Origin of the sequence: Pseudomonas sp. PDM17, assembly GCF_014851985.1 — a bacterium.
Lineage (GTDB): Bacteria > Pseudomonadota > Gammaproteobacteria > Pseudomonadales > Pseudomonadaceae > Pseudomonas.
In genome coordinates, this window is the sequence record NZ_JACVAT010000002.1 from 685,560 (window position 1) to 703,785 (window position 18,226).

The 18,226-nt window shown below is 64.5% G+C and carries 13 protein-coding genes; 3 read left to right on the forward strand and 10 right to left on the reverse strand.

Annotation, left to right across the window (positions count from 1 at the left end):
* The first annotated feature begins 23 nt into the window (after nucleotides 1-23).
* Nucleotides 24-1,751 carry a SulP family inorganic anion transporter gene (locus IB256_RS08810; protein WP_192402148.1) on the forward strand — a complete coding sequence of 576 codons (1,728 nt, stop codon included), beginning with the start codon at nucleotides 24-26 and terminating at the stop codon, nucleotides 1,749-1,751.
* Here the strand turns inward: IB256_RS08810 and IB256_RS08815 are convergent.
* The 10 genes from IB256_RS08815 to IB256_RS08860 form a co-directional block, all read right to left on the reverse strand.
* Complete coding sequence (locus IB256_RS08815; RefSeq protein ID WP_192402150.1) at nucleotides 1,748-2,764, reverse strand: DUF2955 domain-containing protein; 1,017 nt, start codon at nucleotides 2,762-2,764, stop codon at nucleotides 1,748-1,750. The two genes, IB256_RS08810 and IB256_RS08815, sit on opposite strands and share 4 nt — an antisense overlap.
* Complete coding sequence (locus IB256_RS08820; RefSeq protein ID WP_192402151.1) at nucleotides 2,754-3,878, reverse strand: HlyD family secretion protein; 1,125 nt, start codon at nucleotides 3,876-3,878, stop codon at nucleotides 2,754-2,756. Before IB256_RS08820 ends, IB256_RS08815 begins: the two co-directional genes overlap by 11 nt.
* A complete protein-coding gene (locus IB256_RS08825; protein ID WP_192402153.1) occupies nucleotides 3,875-5,395 on the reverse strand; it encodes an efflux transporter outer membrane subunit in 1,521 nt (506 codons plus the stop codon). The genes IB256_RS08820 and IB256_RS08825 overlap by 4 nt, the downstream gene beginning before the upstream one ends.
* A 13-nt stretch (nucleotides 5,396-5,408) precedes the next feature.
* A complete protein-coding gene (locus tag IB256_RS08830; RefSeq protein WP_192295966.1) occupies nucleotides 5,409-6,512 on the reverse strand; it encodes an AI-2E family transporter in 1,104 nt (367 codons plus the stop codon).
* An 11-nt stretch (nucleotides 6,513-6,523) separates the two neighbouring features.
* Nucleotides 6,524-8,350, reverse strand: a complete 1,827-nt coding sequence (locus IB256_RS08835) for a monovalent cation:proton antiporter-2 (CPA2) family protein (RefSeq protein ID WP_192402155.1) — start codon at nucleotides 8,348-8,350, stop codon at nucleotides 6,524-6,526.
* Between the two features lie 333 nt (nucleotides 8,351-8,683).
* Complete coding sequence (locus tag IB256_RS08840) at nucleotides 8,684-9,412, reverse strand: hypothetical protein (RefSeq protein ID WP_192402157.1); 729 nt, start codon at nucleotides 9,410-9,412, stop codon at nucleotides 8,684-8,686.
* Between the two features lie 342 nt (nucleotides 9,413-9,754).
* Nucleotides 9,755-10,192 (reverse strand): IS3 family transposase, encoded by a 438-nt coding sequence (locus tag IB256_RS08845; protein WP_225601701.1) that lies wholly within the window; start codon nucleotides 10,190-10,192, stop codon nucleotides 9,755-9,757.
* A gap of 6 nt (nucleotides 10,193-10,198) precedes the next feature.
* Nucleotides 10,199-10,621: an IS3 family transposase gene (locus IB256_RS08850; RefSeq protein ID WP_192402161.1), complete on the reverse strand. Its 423-nt coding sequence runs from the start codon at nucleotides 10,619-10,621 to the stop codon at nucleotides 10,199-10,201.
* The gene (locus tag IB256_RS08855; protein ID WP_192292405.1) at nucleotides 10,618-10,911 is read right to left on the reverse strand and encodes a transposase; all 294 of its coding nucleotides are present in this window, start codon (nucleotides 10,909-10,911) and stop codon (nucleotides 10,618-10,620) included. The genes IB256_RS08850 and IB256_RS08855 overlap by 4 nt, the downstream gene beginning before the upstream one ends.
* 512 nt (nucleotides 10,912-11,423) lie before the next feature.
* Nucleotides 11,424-15,563 (reverse strand): CheR family methyltransferase, encoded by a 4,140-nt coding sequence (locus tag IB256_RS08860; RefSeq protein ID WP_192402163.1) that lies wholly within the window; start codon nucleotides 15,561-15,563, stop codon nucleotides 11,424-11,426.
* 402 nt (nucleotides 15,564-15,965) lie between these two features.
* On the opposite strand from IB256_RS08860, the gene IB256_RS08865 reads away from it, so the two are divergent.
* The gene (locus IB256_RS08865; RefSeq protein ID WP_192402165.1) at nucleotides 15,966-16,871 is read left to right on the forward strand and encodes a hypothetical protein; all 906 of its coding nucleotides are present in this window, start codon (nucleotides 15,966-15,968) and stop codon (nucleotides 16,869-16,871) included.
* Between the two features lie 240 nt (nucleotides 16,872-17,111).
* Nucleotides 17,112-18,224: a mechanosensitive ion channel family protein gene (locus tag IB256_RS08870; protein ID WP_192295905.1), complete on the forward strand. Its 1,113-nt coding sequence runs from the start codon at nucleotides 17,112-17,114 to the stop codon at nucleotides 18,222-18,224.
* Nucleotides 18,225-18,226: the final 2 nt, after the last annotated feature.

The following is an 18,226-nucleotide window of genomic DNA, read 5'->3' on the forward strand; positions in this document are numbered from 1 at the left end:
CTTCGCCAGGAGCCACTTCCCCGATGTCCGAAACCCCGTCGCAATCCCGATCCGGCTTCGACTGGCAGCGCTGGCTGCCCGGCCTCGTCACCCTGCGCAACTACCAGGCGAGCTGGTTGCCCAGGGACGTGGCCGCCGGGCTGGTGCTGACCACCATGCTGGTGCCGGTGGGGATTGCCTATGCCGAGGCTTCCGGCGTGCCCGGTATCTACGGGCTGTACGCGACCATCATCCCGCTGCTGGCCTACGCGCTGTTCGGGCCGAGCCGGATCCTCGTGCTCGGCCCCGATTCGGCGCTGGCCGCGCCGATCCTCGCGGTGGTGGTGCAGTACGCGGCGAGCGACCCGCAGCGGGCCATTGCCATCGCCAGCCTGATGGCGCTGGTGTCCGGTGCGGTTTGCATGATCGCCGGCCTGCTGCGCCTGGGCTTCATCACCGAACTGCTGTCCAAGCCGATCCGCTATGGCTACATGAACGGCATCGCACTCACGGTGCTGATCAGCCAGTTGCCCAAACTGTTCGGCCTGAAGGTCGACAGCGAAGGACCGCTGCGGGATATCTGGCAAATGGGCCAGGCACTGATGGAGGGGCGCGCCAACTGGACGAGCTTCGCGGTGGGCGCCGGCAGTCTGGTGCTGATCCTGCTGCTCAAGCCCTACAAGCGCATTCCGGGCATCCTTATCGCGGTCATCCTGGCGACCCTGGCGGTCAGCCTGTTCGACCTCGGCAACCAGGGTGTCAAGGTATTGGGGCAGCTGCCGCAAGGGCTGCCGTCGTTTGCCTTCCCCTGGGTGACTGATATCGACCTGGTGGAAGTGGTGCTGGGCGGCGTCGCCGTGGCCCTGGTTTCCTTCGCGGACACCAGCGTGCTGTCGCGCACCTATGCGGCGCGACTGAAAAGCCCGGTGAACCCCAACCAGGAAATGTTCGGCCTCGGGGTGGCGAACGTCGCCTCCGGGCTGTTCCAGGGCATCCCCATCAGCAGCAGTTCCTCGCGCACCCCGGTGGCCGAGGCGGCCGGATCGAAAACCCAGCTCACCGGCATCATCGGCGCGCTGGCGGTGACCTTGCTGTTGCTGGTGGCACCGAACCTGATGGAGCACCTGCCCAACAGCGCGCTGGCCGCGGTGGTGATCGCTGCCGCGCTGGGCCTGTTCGAGTTCGCCGACCTGAAACGCATCTACCGCATGCAGCCCTGGGAGTTCTGGCTGTCGATCAGTTGCTTCGTCGGCGTGGCGGTGTTCGGCGCAATACCCGGCATCTGCATCGCCGTGGTGATCTCGGTGATCGAATTCCTCTGGGACGGCTGGCGGCCGCACCATGCGGTGCTCGGCAGGGTCGATGGAGTGCGCGGCTATCATGACGTAACGCGTTACCCGAATTCCCGTCGCATACCGGGATTGGTGCTGCTGCGCTGGGATGCGCCGCTGTTCTTCGCCAACGCCGAGCAGTTCCAGAATCAGGTGCTGGCGGCGCTGGACGAGTCACCGACGCCAGTACAGCGGCTGGTGATCGCCGCGAGCCCGGTGACCAGCATCGATGTGACGTCCGCCGATATGCTCGCCGAACTGGATAAGGTGCTGGAGCAGCGCGGCGTCGAGCTGCAGTTCGCCGAGATGAAGGACCCGGTGAAGGACAAGATGAAGCAGTTCGAGCTGTTCGAGGGCCTGGGCGAATCGGCGTTCCACCCGACGCTGGGCGCTGCGGTGGATGCCTACCTGGCCGATTCCGGCGTGGACTGGAAGCCTTAGGCCGCGCGGGCCCGCGCGCGGCGGCCGTCGATCCAGATGAGCATGCCGCTGGCGTAGAGCGACACCGCGAGGAACAGCGCCATGCGGATCGCGAAGGCGCGGTAGACGTCCTGGCCGCCGGCGCTGTCCGCTACCGACTGGCCAAGCAGGATCAGCATGGTGGTCAGGCAGCTGACCCAGTACGCGGGACTCTTGCGCGTGGCCACGGCGGCGTACAGCCGACGGCCTTGCCAGAGGGTGAACAGCAGCACCCAGAGGAAGAACATCCACAGGTGCACGAACAGGCTCAGGGCGCCCCAGACCAAAATCGCCAGCACGCCGGCCAGCAGGGTGGAGCCGATCAGCTCGCGGCTGGCGTGGCGCGCACGGGTTTCCCCCGCCTGCTGGCCGAGGCTCACGGACTTCATGATCAAAGGCATGAAACGGTCCGGCGCGATGATCGCCAGGAGGAAGGCGGGCATCACGATCAGCGTGGCGCGCAGGGCGATCCAGGCGGCTTCCTGCTCATTGGGCAGAGGCGGTGCAGGGGGCGAGGGTGCATCGGGGGGCTCCGGGAACAGGGCGTGGGCCACGGCGGTGCTCAATACGGCCAGCAGCATGCCTTTGGCCAGCGCCTCGACCACCGACAACGCCAGGGTGAAGTCACTTGTGCCGGCGGCGGCGATCATGGTCAGGCCGATCACCAGCAGGTTCGCCAGCAGGCCGTTGCCACCGCGTAGCGCATAGCGGAACACGCAGTACAGGCCGACGCCGACCAACAGCACGCCGCTGAGGGGCGCGTGGCGCAGCAGCGGGATCAGCAGCAGGCCGATGCCGCAGCTGAGCATTACCAGCACCGCCAGGGCCGGAGCCGCCTTGAGCGGCAGGGCCTGGGCGCGCATCGCCAGCAGGAGCACGGCAAGCACGGGGGCGAGGAACGGGATCGGCATGCCGATTCCGTAGCTGGCCGCCAGGCACAGCGCCGTGCCCCAGGCCAGCCGGAGCGCACGTCGGCGACGCAGCTCAATAGGCATACGACAGCCAGCTCATCAGCCACATGAACACGTGGCCGAGCAGGTTCAGCGGATTGCCTTCACTGGGCAGCGCCATGACTTCGGCCTGACCGCCCACGCGCAGGCCGGCCGGGCTCGCCAGCTGGTCGCGGTCCAGCTCGACTATCACCGGGAAACGCTGCGCCGAGCGCAGCCATTCGCGGCTGTTCTGCACCGTCGGCAGCGAGCCCGGCGGCGTGCCCTGGCCGACGCTGACGCCGTAGCCGATGCTGCGGACACGCCCGGTGAGCAGCTCGCCCGGTAGCGAGTCGAGCACCACCAGTACCGGGGTGCCGTTGCGCAGGTGGCCGAGATTGTTCTCGGTCATGTCGGCGCTGATCCACAGGTCGTGGATGGCGATCAGGGTCATCACCGGGCTGCCGGGGCCGACATAGTGGCCGACGTCGGTGCGCAGGTCGGTGATCAGTCCGTCGGAGTCGGCGCGCACCGTGGTGCGGGCAAGATCGAGGCGGGCCTTGGCGACGTTGGCCGTGGCGCTGCGCAACTGGGCGTTGTCTTCATCATGGCCGCCTTGCTGTTCGCGGGCGCGCTCGACTTCGGCGCGGGCCGCCGCGACCTGGCTGGCCGCCTGTTCGCGGGTTGCCTGCGCGCTTTCCAGACGGCGTACGGAAACCGTACCGGGGTCTTCCTGGTAGAGCCGCTGCAGGCGCTCGGCATCCTGCCGGGCCTTGCGCTCATTGGCCTGGGCGGCGGCGAGCGAAGCCTGGGCGGAGTCGATACCGGCAGTGCTCGCACCGATTTGCCGGCGCACCGTGTCCAGGTCCGCCTCGGCGCGCTGCAGGGCGATGCGGTACTGCTCCTGGTCCAGTTCGAAGAGCACGTCACCCTTGCGCACTTCCTGGTTATTGCCCACGGCCACGCGTTTCACCGGGCCGGCTACCTCGGCGCTCACCGCGACCACGTACGCCTGCAACCGCGCCTGCTGGGTATAAGGCGTGAAGCGGTCGGCGAGCAGGTACCAGACCAGGCTGACGAGGATCAGCAGCAACACCAGGCGCATGCCGCGATCCGGCGCGGACTTGCCGGGGGCGGGAGGCGAGGGCGGGGCCGGCGGGGTAGCGGGGGTATCGCTCATTTCGGGCTTCCTTGATCCTTGGCGGCTGGAGAGGGCTCATCGAGCAGGTCACCCCAGTCGGTGCGTTGCTGCATCTGTTGCCGGGTAGCGGAATCGACAGGCGCGCGCTGGCTGTCCCAACCGCCGCCGAGCGCCTTGTACAGCGCCACCAGGCTGCTGACCGCGTTGCCACGACTGACCAGGTAGCCGTCCTGCTGTTGCAGCAGCAGTTGCTGGGCATCGAGCACGCGCTGGAAGTCGGCGAAACCTTCGCGGTACTGCGAGCTGGCGAGGCTCAGCGAGCGTTGCGCCGCCTGCGAGGCCTGTTCGCGGATGCCGGCGCTCTGCAGCGAGCGCACGAGGCCACTGGCAGCGTCGTCGGCTTCGCGCGCGGCGTTGCGCACATCCTGCTGGTACAGCTCGATCAGTTGCTGCAGGCGCGCATCTTCCACGCGCACGGCGTTCTTGCGCCGGCCGTAGTCGAAGGGATTCCAGACCAGGCTCGGGCCGGCGGCGAGGTTGAAGCTATCGGGCAGGTTGCTGGCCGAGACGAAGCTCCAGCCGAGACTGCCGATCAGGCTCAGCGACGGGTACAGGTCGGCCTCGGCAACGCCCACCAGCGCCGACTGCGCGGCCACCGCCTGTTCGGCCGCGCGGATGTCCGGGCGGCGCTGCAGCAGGCTGGCCGGCACATCCTGGAGGATCGCGCCATTGGGCATCGGCAACTGGCCGTGGCGTGCGAGCAGCTCCGGCATCTCGCCCGGCGGGCGGCCGAGGAGGGCGCAGAGAATGTTGCGCAGTGCGTTTACCTGGTTCTCGAATTCGGGGATGGTCGCTTTGGTCGCCAGGTACTGGGTACGCGCCTGCTGCCAGTCCAGCTCGTCGTTTTCTCCGTGGCGGAACAGCCGCTCGGTGATTTCCAGGCTGCGCTCCTGGCGCCTGGCGTTCTCGCGGGCGATATCCAGGCGCGCCTCGGCGGTACGCAGGCCGAAGTAGGTGTCGGCGACCTGCGCGCGCAGCAGCACCATGGCGTCGGCGTAATTGGCCTGGGAGGCGAAATACACCGCGTCGGCCGACTCGATGGCGCGGCTGAAGCGCCCCCAGAAGTCGATCTCCCAGCCGATATCGAAGCCGACGCTGGATTGCCAGAACACCGAGTCCCGCGCGCTGGGCGCGCCGTGCTGGTTCTGCTTGAGATAGAGGCTGTCGGCGCTGATCTGCTGCAACTGCGGATAACGCCCGGTCTGGGCGATGGCCAGTTGTGCGCGCGCCTCGGCGATGCGCAGGCCGGCCACGCGCAGGCTGGTGTTGTGCGCGTCGGCCTCGGCGATCAGCGCATCCAGGGACGGGTCGGCGAAGACCGTCCACCAGCGGCTGAAATCCGGCGCAGCCGCACGCTGGCCGGCCTGCTCCAGCAGCGGTGTGCTCCAGCCGTTCAGCCACGGCTGCTCTGGCTTCTGGTAGTCCGGGCCGACCTGGGTGCAGCCGCCCAGCAGGGCGGCGAGGATCAGGATGCCGCGTGTAACGCGCTCTGCCATGGCGATCCCTGGGTCATTCGGCCGGCGTGGCGGGCTTGTCCATCTTCGGCACCTGCTGGTCCACCCATTGCCAGAACAGCTTGTAGGTCACGGCGAGGATCACCGGGCCGAGGAACAGGCCGATGATGCCCTTGACCACCATGCCGCCGAGGGCGCCGATCAGCACCACCGGCATCGGCACGTCGACGCCGCGCCCGAGCAGCAGCGGCTTGAGCACGTTGTCGGCGAGCCCGGCGACGAAGATATAGATGGCGAACACGATGGTCGTGCCGGTGAAACCTTCGGTACTCAGCACATAGATGATGACTGGCAGGGTGACCAGGCTCGCCGGTGCCTGGGCGATGCCCAGCACCAGCACGATCAGCGCAAGGATGCCCGCGCCGGGGATGCCCTTGATGACGAAGCCGATGCCGATCAGCAACATCTGGATGAAGGCGATACCGATCACTCCCAGGGCCACTGCACGGATCGTTGCGGTACACAGCGCAGCGATGTGCAGACCGCGCTCCGCGCCGGAAATCCGCTGGGCGATGCGTTGTGCGGCGATGGTGCCCATCTCGCCGAAGGCCATGATGATGCCGGAGATGATGATGGCGCCGACGAACAGCAGGAAGGCCCCGCCGGCACTGGCGGCGGCGCCCAGCAGCATGCGCCCGGCGTCCTTGATGTTGGGCATCAGGCCGCGCAGCACATCGGTGAGGCTGGTGGAAGCGGCCAGCCAGAGGTCATAGACGCGCGGACCGATCAGCGGCCACTCGGCCACCGAAGGCTGGGGCGCCGGCACGTGCAGGGTGCCGCTCTTGAGGATGTCGCCGACGCTGCCGGCGGACTCGGTGATGGACATTGCCATCAGGTAGATCGGCACAATCAGCACCAGCAGCACGAAGAGCACCAGCAGCGTGGCGGCGTGGCCATCCTTCAGGCCGGTGCGCGCCTTGATCCTGCACAGCACAGGATAGAGGGTGACCGCGAGGATCACCGACCACAGCATCAGTTCGAGGAACGGCTGGAACACCTCGAAGGAGAAAATCACCAGGGCGGCGACCAGCCCGGCCTTGATGAGTATGTCGAGCATGCCCTGGGAAAGGGCTCCGTCGAGCTTGAATCCTGGTTGCATGGCTGTTCTCCTCAGGCGGGGCGGTCATTGCGCTGTTCGGCGCCTGGTTGGGGTGGTACGGGTGGTTGTGGGGTGGCTGGAGTGACACCGGCAAGGCCGCTGCCATCGTCGGCGAAACAGCCACCCGGTTCGTCGTCGCGGCCCTGGCGGTGCAGTTCCAGCAGCGATTGCACTTCCTGTAACTGGTAGCGGCGCACCCAGGCGGCGGCCTGTTCCTCGCTCACGCCCAGTTCGATAAAGGCGCGGCGTCCCATCTCCAGGCTGGAGTGGAAGGTCTCGCGCACCGGGTTGGCGCCCCGGTCGAGTAATTGCAGGACCTGCTGGCGGTTCAGTGCGCGGGCGATCACCCGGGTCCTGGGGTAAAGGCGGGAGAGGGCGTCCACAGTGTTCAGGTTGATCTGCGGGTCGTCGGTGGCGACTATCACCAGTTCCGCCTCGCCGACCTTGGCGGCGTGGAGGATTTCCGGGCGCGTCGGGTCGCCGTAGTACACCGGCACGCGACCTTCCTTGCCTTGGCGAACGATGGCATCCATCGAGGTATCCAGCGCCACCACCGGCACACCCTGGGCCTGCAGCAGGTTGGCGACCACCCGCCCCATACGGCCCATGCCGGCTATCACCACGCGCGGCTCGTCGCTGACGTCCGGCGGCCCATCCGGCACCTCGGCGGCGGACGCATCGCCGCGCAACTGACGGACCAGCGCCATCATCACCAGCGGCACCACGGCCATCGACAGAGTGATGACCAGGACCAGTACGTCATGCACCCGCTGCTCCAGGAGTTGGTGATCCAGGGCCAGCTTGAACACCACGAAGGCGAATTCGCCACCGGACGCGAGCACCACGCCCAGGCAGAGCGCCTCGGAACGTTCCAATCCGCCGGTGAAGCGCCCCAGACCGAACAGCAGCGGAAGCTTGATAGCGACCAGCAGCATGGTCGGGCCCAGTACCAGCAACGGCGCGTCGAGCAGCAGGCTGAGGTCGGCAGTCATGCCCACGCCAACGAAGAACAACCCGAGCAACAGCCCCTTGAGCGGCTCGATCTGGGATTCCAGTTCATGGCGGAACTGCGACTCGGCCATCAGCATGCCGGCGAGGAACGCACCCAGCGCCATGGAGACACCCACGTGCTCCATGATCCAGGCGGTGCCCAGCACCACCAGCAGCGCGGTGGCGGTGGAGAGTTCGCGCAATCCCGAGCCGACCGCCCAGGTGAACACCGGGCGCAGCAGGTAACGGCCGCCGATGATCACGACGCCGATGCCCACGGCGACCGTCAGTAGTGGGCGCACGCCCTCGTTGGAAGGGTCGCCACTGCCTGCCAGCAAAGGCACCACGGCGATCAACGGAATGGCGGCGATGTCCTGGAATAAAAGGATGCCCACGGCCAGCCGGCCATGCGGTTTGCCCAGCTCCTTGCGCTCGGCCAGCACCTGCAGGCCGAAGGCTGTGGAGGAGAGCGCCAGGCCTACGCCCAGTACCACCGCTGCGGCGGGCGACTGGCCGAATAGCAGGAAGGCGATCAGCCCGAGCACCAGGGCTGTCAGTCCTACCTGCAGCGACCCCACGCCGAACAGCGAGCGGCGCATCATCCACAGGCGCCGCGGGGAAAGCTCCAGGCCGATGATGAACAGCAGCATCACCACGCCCATCTCCGAGAGGCGGCTGACGTTCTCCGGGTGGCTGACCAGGCCCAGCACGGATGGGCCGATCAGAATGCCGGCCAGCAGATACCCCGGCACGGCGCCCAACTTCAGGCGTTGCGCCAGAGGTACGAGAATGACGACCGTCAGCAGGAAGATTACCGTCGCCTGCAGCAGGCTCCCGTCATGTGGCATTCATCAGCCCTCTTGTGATTCCTTGCGGGCCTCTTGGCCCTGTCGATACTGCCCGGCAGGTGTACTCCCGCCGGCTGCTTCCTGGCTGCCACGTCACCCCCGCTCCCAGGGCTTCTCTGGGGAAAGAGAGCAGGGGCTTGCATCTGCTACTGCGCCGCTCAGGCACACGCCTCGCACAGGCCTCACGTTGTGGAGGACCTGGCGGGTGCTGATCGGTGAGAAATGAGTATGGGTGATCTGCAGCTTTTTGCCGGCCGGCGAGCTTAAGTCGCTATCGCCCACCTAGAAAGGCAACTCCAGCAGATTCAAATACTTACGATGGTTCGGGGAAAACTAGAGCTTCCAGATCGGACCGTAGCTGCCAAAGCAGGCGTTCGACAGGGCCTGCGGGCGTACGCCGTGGGTTTCGTATCCGCCGAATTCGTTGATTTCCAGGGTCAGCTGCGGAGTGAGTTCCCTGCCGCTTTTCAGTCGAACGCTGTCGAACACCTGCAGTTTCTTGCCCGTGTTGACCACGCTGGTTTCCATCCAGGCGTCGGGCGTGCTGCCTTCATCCAGGCGCGCCAGCAGTGCGTTGTAGAGCGGCAGGTAACGACCATCGGGAGCCTTGCAGTCGATATTGATCTTCTTCACCAGGGCCTCGGCCTCGGCGGAGCTGAAATACAGGCGGCTGCCGAAATCACGTTGCAGCCTGTCGACGTAGCTGCCCTGACCATCGTTCTTCGCGGCAGCCGTCATCGGTTGTGGGGAAAGGTCCGCCAGACACGACTGCCGGCTTTTATAGAAAGTGTGAGAAACGCGAACACCCGTGGGCTTGTAGATCGCCGAGGTGATCAGCACATCGCCACTGGCGCTGAGGTGCTCGCCATCGGGGACGTACTCGCCGCCGTTGCCCCAGACGCCATCCGGCAGCCCCTTGGGCCAGGCAACGCAGCTCGGTTGAGAAGTATCGCGGAGCAGTTCGTAGACCGCCCCCTGAAGGAAGGCCCCGGAGTCCTCGGCAAGAGCGAAGCAGGAAGTCAGTGAAAGACAGGAAGCGATGAGCAGTCGAATCCGATTCAAGTAGCATCTCCTGATGGCCCGTCGGCGCTCCGGCAGGCGTACGCCACAAAGAATAGTCGGCCTTGCGGCAGATGATGCTCGAACTGCGGCATTGGCAGGCGGATGAAAGGGCGGGCGCCTGCCAATGGCGGCTGGGCATGCGGAACGCAATCGCGGACCGGATCCGCTCCTGCGCCCATGGCGGACCGCAGCGGATTCATCTGCGCAGCACTGGCATCACCTTATTGCTCGGCCACTGGCACAGGGTGGGGTCGAAGTGGTGGAAGGTCTGGTCAATCAGGCCGGAGTTGGCTGGAAAATCAATCCCTGGGGTGGTCTGTCCCGGAGCTGGTGGACAGGTAGTTAAGAGTTACTACTCACATAGCGCCGCTCAAACTCCATCGGACTGAGATAGCCCAGCGTCGAATGGCGGCGACGGTGATTGTAAAAGCGGATGTAGTCGAATAGGTCGGTTTTCGCCTCGTGGTAGCTGGCATAGCGCGTCAGGTACACCCGCTCAGCCTTCAGCGAACGGAAGAAGCTCTCCATCGCGGCGTTGTCCCAGCAGTTCCCGGGACGTGAATGGCTCGGCACGATTCGATGTCGCTGAAGTAAGGCCTGGTAGTCGTACGCGCAGTATTGGCTGCCACGATCCGAGTGCAGCAGCACTTCTTCTTTCGGCTGTCGGCGGGCAATGGCCATCTCCAGCGCGGCGTGTACCAAGGCCTGCTGCATGCGGTGGTGCATCGCCCAACCGACGACGGCGCGTGAATAGAGATCGAGCACGACTGCCAGATACAGCCAACCTTAGGCCGTCCGCACGTAGGTCATGTCCGAGACCCAGTGCCGATTGGCGCGATCCGAGGCGAACTGGCGATCCAGGTGGTTCGGGGCAATCGGCAGAGCATGACGACTGCTGGAAACCAACCGCCAGCGCTTGCGCGAGCGAACGCGCAGACCGGCTTCGCGCATCAGTCGAGCAACCCGGTGTCGACCACGCGCATGCCCCATGGCCGCCAACTCGGCCTTGATTCGGCGATGGCCATAGATCCCATTCACCTCATGGTGAATGGTGCGGATCTCCTTGCTCAGACGCCGATTCGCCATCTCTCTCGCCGAAGGTGGCCGCTGCTGCCAGGCATAGAAGCCGCTGCGGGATACCCGCGGCAGCCGGCACATTGGCGCTACGGGATAGCGACCAGCCAACGCCTCGATGGCGCGGAACTTCACTTCGTGGTCTGCGAGAAGATGGCGAGCGCCTTTTTTAAAACATCGCGCTCCATGGTGACCTGAGCCAGTTGCTGGCGTAGACGACGCAACGCCGCACTCTCACCACGCTGCTTGCCGTTGCCTGGAAAGGCATCGTCACCTTGCTGCTCGTACTGTCGCTTCCATTTGCCCAGCAGGCTTTCAGCGATGCCGAGCGTCTCGGCTACATGACGAAGCGGCGTGCCGGCAAATACCTGGTCTACTGCCTCGCGTTTGAAGGATTCGGGAAAACGTCGTCTGGTCTGGGTCATGAACACTCCTTGCGGTGGGCATTATCCACCTTAAGTCAGTGTCCACTCAGCCCGGGACAGACCATTGAGGGCTGAAGAAGATGAGCCGAGGCAGGCTAGCTGTCCGGTTTTTAAGTCTGCAGACCGCCTAATTTAGCTGGACTTCCTAAGGTAGCGGTTGCGACTCAGCGCGCAACGCCTTGATTTACGAGACTACGGTATTTAGGTCGAAATCTCCGGCTTTCAGATAACCTCGACAGGGAGAGCGGCCTGAACCTTATACATAATTTAACATAATATACATTATGCGAAGTTATCTATGCGGGGCATAGGGTGGAGTGTCACAGAATAAAAGCTCCCGGCTGGCTGTTCTGCTCTTGATGTCCGTCTTTCCTAAAACTGGATTTCCGTTCTACAGAGAATCGTGTTTTCAAATCCGTCGCTCATGGTGCACTTCGACCTCTGACTGAAGTTCTTTAAAATCCGGTTGCTGATCCCGGAAGCGTCAGCGGCCATGCCGAGCGGATCGATCGCTACTCGGATATCTTCCCCGTTGTACCGCTGACTCCCAGTTCCCGAGCGACCTGCTGCAGCCTTTCCAATGACACAGGCTTGCTGACATGCGAGTTGAAGCCAGCGGCGTGGGCATCCTCCGCGTCCGCAGCAGCGCCATAGCCAGTCAGTGCCACAGACGGTGTCTGGGCGTGCCGTGGCAACTGGCGGACCCTGCGCATCAGCTCATATCCATCCATGCCAGGCATCCCGATATCCGAGAGAATCAGATCAAAGGACGAGTCTTCCAGGCATCTCAATGCTGTCGGGCCATCCTCGGCGGTCGTGACCTCCGCGCCCTCGATCGTAAGCAGTTGCTCCATGATCAGGCGGATATCCGGTGAGTCGTCCACCAGCAGCAGCCGGGCTCCGGCAAAGGGGCCGGCAGACTCCTGCAAGGTGTCCACCGGCAGGTCGAACTGGCGGTAAAGCGGCAGCCACACCGTAAATAGTGCGCCCTGCCCTCGCCCTGCGGACGACGCTTCGATCCGCCCTTGCTGCGCTTCAACCAGCTCGCGCACCAGTGCCAGGCCGATACCAAGCCCCGGTTTGTGGCTACGTTGCTGCTCGTTGCTGGCCTGGCCAAACAGTTCGAATATGCGCGGGAGATCTTCCACCGGAATACCTTGGCCATTGTCCCGCACCTGGATGCGTAACATGCCATCGTCCTGCTCGAGGGCAACCTGGATATGGCCGCTGGCGGGAGTGAACTTCACCGCGTTGCTCAGAAGATTCCAGAGGATCTGTTCGACACGTACCGGGTCCGCCTCGGCCACCAGTGGGTCATTGCCACGCGCGGGCATCTGAAGATCGATCAGCAGGTCCTTCTCATGAGCTTCCGCCGACAAAGCGCCAACCACTTCCTCGATCACGCTCTGCAGGATGACCGGCGCCATATTGAGATTGAGCTTGCCGGTATTGACCCGCGACAGGTCCAGCAGGTCATCGATGATGCGTGCCTGGCTGCGTACCGAGCTCTGGATGCCTTCGATGGCGCGCGAGGCCACCGCATGCGAGCGCACCGCAGACAGGCGCGCAATCAGCTCGGCATTGAGCTGGATGATATTCAGCGGATGCTTGAGTTCGTGGGACATCATCGCGAAGAACTCATCGCGAAGACGGATCTTCGCCTGGTTCTGCTGCAGGCGGTGTTCCTGCTCCGTTTCCTCGCGCTTTTTGCTGGTCACGTCACGGCCGATCTTGGCATAGCCATGCGGGCCGCCATTGGGCAGCGCAGTGGTCACGCTGCTGCAGAAGAAGGTGCTGCCGTCCTTTCGCAGGTGCCAGCGATCGGTCTCCACCCTCCCGACCTGCCGCGCCACCCGCAGTTCTTCGCGCAGCACGCCGGAACGCTGGTCATCCTCGCTATGCAGGATATCCAGGCTCTGCCCTATCACGTCGGCCTCGCGGTAGCCGTAGGCGCGTTCGGCGCCCTTGTTCCAGCCGGTGATACTGCCGCTGCGGTCCAGGGTAACAATGATGAAGTCCTGCGTGCTTTCTACCGCCAGGCGCAGGCGCTCCTCGCTTTCCCGGGCCTTGTCTTCAGCGAGGCGTCGTTCGGTGACGTCGATGAATGTCAGGACCGCCCCGTCAATGATGTTGTCGGTCGTCCGGTACGGCAGCATCCGCACCAGGTAGCGCCTTTCATCCTGGCTGGAAACTTCACGCTCGATGGTCCGCAGGGACTCGAAGCTGCTCGACGCATCCCGGGCCAGGTCCGGGTAATCCAGCCGGTGGGTGATGTCCAGCAACGAGCGTCCAGTGTCGGAAGCGATGATGCTGAAAATCTCGGTGGCTCGCGGGGTGTAGGACTTGATGCGCATGTCGCGGCCGACGAAGACGGTGGCGATGTCGGTGGACGCGATCAGGTTCTGCAGATCGTCGTTGATCTTGCCGGTTTCCTCGACCTTGGTCTTGAGCTCCTGGTTGACCGTGATCAGTTCCTCGTTGATCGACTGCAGCTCTTCCTTGCTGGTCTCCAGCTCCTCGGTCGTCGAACGCAGCTCTTCGTTGATCGCCTGCAGTTCTTCGTTGGACGCCTTGAGCTCTTCCGTGGACGTTTCCGCTTGCTCGATGGTCGCCTGCAGCTGCTCCTTGTTGCGCTGAAGCTCACTCTCCAGCTGCGAGAGCACGCTGTCCTTGACGTTCTGCTGATGGCCGTTGGCGTCGCTGCTCATGGTCTCTTCGACTTCATCGAAGATCACCAGGGCGAAGTCCGAGTCCATGTCGCGGAATGGCCGGATGACCATGTTGATGTAGGACGTGGTGCCATCGCGCTCATGCTTGACGCGCCGCGCCTCGACACTCTTCCCGGTCTGGAACGCCTGGAACAGCGCGGTGCGCAGCTCCAGGCGCAGCGACGGATGGACCAGAGACAACAGATTGTGCGACGGCTCGCCGCCGACATAGCGCAGGTAGCGCCCGGCCTGGTCGGACATATGCACGATGCTCGACTCGTGGTTGACCACCACGCTGGGCGGCGCGTACTGCTCCAGCACGCGCTGGTGCAGGTCGGCAAAGGACACACGGCGACGCTCGGCCGGGCGCTCGTTGCTCGCCTGCGGCGTATCGGCAAGGGGCATCACCGGCAGTGGCGAGGTCGGCCGACCCATGACCGCGCCGGCCTTGGCGCGGTAGATGCGGTTCTTCTTGTCCACCGGGGTGAAGAGCTCCTGACAGACGTCAGCCGATTCGGAACTGCCCAGGAACAGGTAGCCGCCCGGCGCCAGGGCGAAGTGGAACATCTGCAGGATGTCCGCCTGCACTTCGCGGTCGAGGTAGATCAGCAGGTTGCGGCAACTGATCAAGTGCAACTTGGAAAACGGCGGGTCGCGCAGCAGGTTGTGCATGGCGAACAGTACGCGCTCGCGGATTTCTTTTTTCACCCGGTAGCGCGTCTGCTCCTTGGTCACGTACTGGCGCAGGCGCTGGGGCGTGATGTCGGGAAGGATCGCTTCGGGGTAGACACCGCTACGGCCGATGGCGATGGCGTGCTCGTCGATGTCGGTGGCGAATACCTGGAACTGCCGGTCGATCTCCCGGTAATCCACGTGCTCGGCCAGCAGGATGGCCAGCGAATACGCCTCTTCACCGGAGGAGCACCCGGCGCTCCAGACCCGTACCGGGGCATCGCTGGTTTCCGGCATGTCGAACAGGCCCGGGATGATGTCGCGCTCCAGCGCTTCGAAAGCCTCGCGATCACGGAAAAAGTTGGTGACCCCGATCAGCATGTCGGCCAGCAGGTGCCGGGTTTCTTCCGGCGCTCCCTGAAGGAAGGCGCGGTAGGCCGGCAGGTCCCCCAGGCGATTGACCTGCATGCGCCGTTCGATGCGCCGCAGCACCGTGGCGCGCTTGTAGTGTTTGAAGTCATGGCCGGTGCGGGTGCGCAGCAGACTCAGGATGTCCTTCAGAGCGGTTTCGGCAGCGCGCGACTGCTCCGGGTCCTCGATGGAGCGGAACGGCGTGGCGACGTCGGCGTCGGCGGGCAGTTGCATGTTGCGCATGCTCTGCCACAGGTCGATGAGCTTCTGCGGCATGTCGCCCACCGGCAGGACGAAGTCCACCTGGCCGGTAGCAATGGCACTGCGCGGCATCTCGTCGTACTCGGCGTCGTCCGGTGACTGGGCGATGGTCACCCCGCCCTGCTCTTTCACCCGCGACAGCCCGGCCGAACCGTCGCTGCCGTTGCCGCTCAGGACAATGCTCACCGCGTGCTCGGCGTGGGCGTCCGCCAGCGTGCGCATGAAGATATCGATGGCGATGTGGCGCGGCTGGCCAGGGTTGAGCTCGGTCACGCGCAGATAGCCATCGTTCATGGTCAGCTGCATGGCCGGGGAAATCAGGTAGACACAGTTGCGCTCGATGGGCGTCGGCTCACTGACCTGCTGCACCTTCATCTTGGTGACTTTCTGCAGGATCTGGTGCGCGCTGCTCTCATGATTGGGCGAGAGGTGCATCACCACCACGAAGGCCATGCCGTTGTCGTTGGGCATGTTTTCGAACAGCCGCAGCAACGCACCCAGACCACCCGCCGACGCGCCGATACCAATCACCGGGAAGTTGAGGTGGCTGGGCTGCACCTTCAGCTTGAGGCCTTCGGCGGCGGGGATCTCTTCACTCATGGCTCAGGGTTCCTTGGATCGTGTTCCTGCGAGTCAGGCGGCCGGATCGCCGGCAGGCCGAAGAGTAGCAGCGTTGAGCATCGAAACCGAGATTCGGCGCGCCAATTTCGAAAGAGGCTTCCGACGGCTGCATCACCTGGAACGGGCGTACCGTCGGGCTTCGTACGTTGCTGCTTGCTCCAGCAGAAGACCACGGGTCGGGCAATCGGGTTCGTAATTCCTGCCCTCGCAGGAGGTGGATCGTGCATTCTGCCGCCGTCGAGCCCGAGGGCCATGCGTTCTGCATACCTTGCATGCGCACCTTCAACCACAACTATTTGAAAATATTGATTTTAATATTTTGAAACAGCTGGCATGCGCGGTGCAAAGGCAGGTTCAGGCCCAGCCAAAGGAGCACCGCCCATGATTGCCAGCGCCGATACCTCCCTCACTAGCACTCTCGATCACTCCGGCGTCGCCTGGCCGGCGATCTTCGCCGGCGCGGCCGCCGCCGCGGCACTGTCGCTGATCCTCATTGTCCTGGGCTTCGGCCTTGGGTTCTCCGCAGTGTCGCCGTGGCCTGGCGATGGCGGCAGCTTCAAGCAGATGAGCATCTCCACGTTCATCTGGCTGGCGCTCACCCAGGTGCTCGCTTCCGGCCTGGGCGGATACCTGGCCGGGCGCCTGCGGGTGAAATGGGCCAGCCTGCACGGCGATGAAGTCTATTTCCGCGATACCGCCCATGGCTTCCTCGCCTGGGCCATCGCGACGCTGGTCACCGCCACCCTGGTGATCGGCTCGGTCAGCAGCCTGGTGGGTGGTGGCCTGAAGGCGGGCGCCACGGTGGCCGCCGGCGCGGCGGCGAGTGCCACCAGCGCTTCATCCGGCAAGGACGACAACGACGCCGCCTACTTCATCGACACCCTGTTCCGCGACAACCGGCCGGTCGCCGTCAGCGATGATGCCGCCCATGCAGTCGCCTCCCGTATTTTCGTGCGCGGCCTGGCCGAAGGGCAATTGAGCGCAGACGACCGCACCTACCTCGCCCGAGTGATCACCCAGCGCACTGAGATCAGCCAGGCCGAGGCCCAGCAGCGCATCGATGCCGTGTTCGCCCAGGCGCAACAGGCCAAGCAGCAGGCCTTGCAGGCTGCCGACACGGCCCGCAAGGTCGCTGCCGGTTCGGCGCTGTGGATGTTCGCGGCGCTGCTGTGCGGTGCGTTTTTCGCCAGCTTCATGGCCATCCACGGCGGTCGCCGCCGTGACGCCGACCTACTACTGGTAGCCCAGCCCCTGCACTCCACCACTCACGCCCCTTCCATTCGCTGACAGGAGACTCACCATGCGCTCGATCCTCCTTTACTTCCTCGGCGTGCCGATCCCGATCATCATCCTGATCGCGCTGTTCTGGCATTGACCTCCCGTTACGGGGATGCGGGAGGGTAACCCTGCCCTCCCGCAGCAATCCTGCGTGACAGATCCCCTCACCACCGCTCGTGCGTTGCGGCTGAACTTCTGGCCCCTACCCGGCCCCAAACCTACTCCTGTCATCCTCGATAAGGAGCAACCATGGAGTCGCTGTATGCCTGGCTGGACCTGAGCCAGCTCGGCCGCTTGCTGTTGGTAGTGGCGGCTGCCGCCGCGGGATTCCTCATCCTGCGCTTTCTGATCAGCCTGGCGCGCAAGCGCCTGGAGGGACGCACCAGCCAATGGGCGCGCTACGCCGCGGCAATCGCTGGGCGCACCAGCAACGTGCTGGTCTTCGTCTTCGCCTTGATGCTCGCGCTCAAGCTCACCACCCTGCCCGACAACTGGAGCACAGCCCTGTCGCATACCTGGTTCGTCGTGCTGGCATTGCAGGTTGCCTGGTGGCTGGATGTCTGCGTGCGCCTGTGGACGCACAACCTGTCCCGCTCGCGCTTCGGCGGCATCCAGAACCCGGTGATGGCAACGATTGTCTCGGTGGTGGTGCTGGTGGTGGTCTGGGCCGTGATGCTGCTGTCGATCCTGGCCAACCTGGGCGTGGACATCACCGCGCTGATCGCCAGCCTCGGTGTCGGCGGTATCGCCGTGGCACTGGCGGTGCAGACCATCCTCAGCGATATCTTCGCCTCGCTGTCGATTGGCTTCGACAAGCCCTTCGAGATCGGCGATTTCGTGGTGTTCGGTGACGTAGCCGGAACCATCGAGCACATCGGCCTTAAGACCACGCGCATCCGCAGCCTGAGCGGCGAGCAGATCGTCTGCTCGAATGCCGAACTGCTCAAGCAGACGTTGCACAATTACAAGCGGATGAACACCCGCCGCATCGTTTTCCAGTTCGGCATCAGCTACCGGACCTCGCCTGAGCAGGCCAAGGCGGTTGCTGACCTGGTCCGGGAGATCATCGACGAGATCGACGAGGCGAAATTCGATCGCGCGCATTTCCTCTCCTTCTCCGAGAGCCGCCTGCTCTACGAAGTCGTCTACATCATGCAAACGGCTGACTACAACCGTTACATGGACGTGCAGCAGCGGATCAATCTGAGCTTGCTGGCCGGCATGCAGGAGCGGGGCGTCGAGTTCGCCTTCCCGGTGCGCGAGCTGCGCAATGTCTCGGCTGTTCGCGACTTGCGCGAGCAGGATCGCGGAGTATTCGGTGCACAGCGCCAGGAAGGTTCGCCGCGCGGCACCAGCCACTAGCG

Bases quoted from the DNA above. Each gene is read 5' to 3' on its own strand.
- IB256_RS08810 (WP_192402148.1), top strand. From the start codon at position 24: ATGTCCGAAACCCCGTCGCAATCCCGATCCGGCTTCGACTGGCAGCGC.
- IB256_RS08815 (WP_192402150.1), bottom strand. From the start codon at position 2,764: ATGCCTATTGAGCTGCGTCGCCGACGTGCGCTCCGGCTGGCCTGGGGC.
- IB256_RS08820 (WP_192402151.1), bottom strand. From the start codon at position 3,878: ATGAGCGATACCCCCGCTACCCCGCCGGCCCCGCCCTCGCCTCCCGCC.
- IB256_RS08825 (WP_192402153.1), bottom strand. From the start codon at position 5,395: ATGGCAGAGCGCGTTACACGCGGCATCCTGATCCTCGCCGCCCTGCTG.
- IB256_RS08830 (WP_192295966.1), bottom strand. From the start codon at position 6,512: ATGCAACCAGGATTCAAGCTCGACGGAGCCCTTTCCCAGGGCATGCTC.
- IB256_RS08835 (WP_192402155.1), bottom strand. From the start codon at position 8,350: ATGCCACATGACGGGAGCCTGCTGCAGGCGACGGTAATCTTCCTGCTG.
- IB256_RS08855 (WP_192292405.1), bottom strand. From the start codon at position 10,911: ATGACCCAGACCAGACGACGTTTTCCCGAATCCTTCAAACGCGAGGCA.
- IB256_RS08860 (WP_192402163.1), bottom strand. From the start codon at position 15,563: ATGAGTGAAGAGATCCCCGCCGCCGAAGGCCTCAAGCTGAAGGTGCAG.
- IB256_RS08865 (WP_192402165.1), top strand. From the start codon at position 15,966: ATGATTGCCAGCGCCGATACCTCCCTCACTAGCACTCTCGATCACTCC.
- IB256_RS08870 (WP_192295905.1), top strand. From the start codon at position 17,112: ATGGAGTCGCTGTATGCCTGGCTGGACCTGAGCCAGCTCGGCCGCTTG.